The sequence below is a fragment of the Niallia nealsonii genome, from assembly GCF_002835805.1.
Lineage (GTDB): Bacteria > Bacillota > Bacilli > Bacillales > Cytobacillaceae > Niallia > Niallia nealsonii.
The window spans coordinates 1-1,708 of record NZ_PISE01000073.1; the positions used below are offsets into that span (position 1 = coordinate 1).

A 1,708-nucleotide genomic window follows, 5' to 3' on the forward strand; every position below is an offset into this window, starting at 1 on the left:
TGGACTTCACCAATTAATGTGGTAAAATAATCGACCACGTCTGGATAGTCTTTATAAAACGCAACCGTATTTTCAAAGTCTGCTCGTCCACTTCGACTGCTTCCAATCATCGTAATCCCTTTTTCAAGAAGCATTCTTGTGTTTACTTCTACCGGATATTCCGAAACGCCTAAAATAGAAATAGATCCTTCTGGTACAAGGACGTCAATGCTTTGATCAATAGCGTACTGGCTTCCGAGACCGCCGACACATTCAAATGCATGATCTATTGAAACATGTTCTGGTATTTCATCAATTTGATAGCTTTCATCAACGAATGAAAAACGATCCATTTTATATTTCGTTTTGCCAAATGAGATGACTTTGCTGCCAGGATACTTTTTCTTTAACAGTAGGCACATAATAAAGCCAAGATTCCCATCTCCCCAAACGCCAAATGTATTGCGGCGTTTATGGGATCTTGACTCAAATCTTGTTAAAGAATGCATCGCAATGGTTATCAACTCGGTAAACGCTGCAACATGAGGATTCATATCCTCTGGAATTTCTACTAGACGATCACGATTTAGAAAGACATAGTCTTGCATAAATCCATCATATCCACTGGAGCGGAATTTACTTGTTCTTAAATAGTTTTCCCCAATAAATTCATCTTCTTCTGTAGGCATGTTAGGCACCATCACAACTCTTGTTCCGGAAGCAAATTCTCCTTTAGGATCATATACGACTTTGCCAATTCCTTCATGAATCAGTGCCATTGGCAATTTTTTTGCAAGCATTTCTTTGCCCCTTGATCCTGTATAATAACGCTGATCCGCATTGCATATAGACAGGTGAGTGGGTCTTATAACTACCATATTTGTTTGTAAGGAAAAATCTTGATAAGTAACTTCAAATTGTCTTGGGGAAACAAGTCGATATACTTGATTAATCATGGTTTATCTTCTCCTGGATAATGGCATTTGCTACTTTTAAATCAAATGGTGTGGTTACTTTAATATTAAACACTTCTCCAGTAACTAGTTTGACTTTTTCTCCTTTTAGAACACAAATTTTACAAGCATCTGATAATACTGCTTTTTGTTCATCTGATAGAGAATAAAAATGGTCTTTCAGCATTTTGATATTAAATGTTTGTGGAGTCTGGCCTTGATACATGAAATCACGAACTGGGATATGAGAAATAGATTCTCCATCTTCTGATTCTACGATCGTATCAATCGCTGAGATAACAGTATCGACAGCTCCGTATTTTAAGCCGAAATCAATATTTTCCTCAATAATGCGATGAGTAATAAAAGGACGAACAGAATCATGTGTGACGATAATATCCTCATCAACTAGTCCGTAAGTATCTTCTATATAAGTTACTCCGTTCATAATGCTTCCATTTCTATCTTGTCCACCTTCAATTACCACTAAACGTTCGTTAGCCCCAATGAATTTATGGATAATATCATTTGTATAATTAATCCATTCTTTCGGGGAAGCGATAATTATTTTGGAAAAACGGTCATTTAATAAGAATTTTTCTATTGTATGAATAATAATTGGTTTATCATTTAATGAAAGAAACTGTTTTGGCATGCTTACATTACCCATTCTTGTTCCTTTTCCGCCTGCTAATATTTGTGCATAAATCATTTTAATTGCTCCTTTACTTGCGTTCATTATATTAATAAATATTTAACTTTTCCTTTATACAAAT

General features: G+C 35.2%; 2 protein-coding genes. Both read right to left on the bottom strand.

Features of this window, described 5'->3' with window-relative positions; all coding sequences use genetic code 11:
- Positions 1-935, bottom strand: a 935-nt coding sequence (locus CWS01_RS21745; protein WP_101179624.1) for a ribitol-5-phosphate dehydrogenase, incomplete at its 3' end; no start/stop codon positions are given.
- Positions 928-1,644 carry an IspD/TarI family cytidylyltransferase gene (locus CWS01_RS21750; protein WP_101179626.1) on the bottom strand — a complete coding sequence of 239 codons (717 nt, stop codon included), beginning with the start codon at positions 1,642-1,644 and terminating at the stop codon, positions 928-930. The genes CWS01_RS21750 and CWS01_RS21745, both read right to left, overlap by 8 nt.
- Positions 1,645-1,708: the final 64 nt, after the last annotated feature.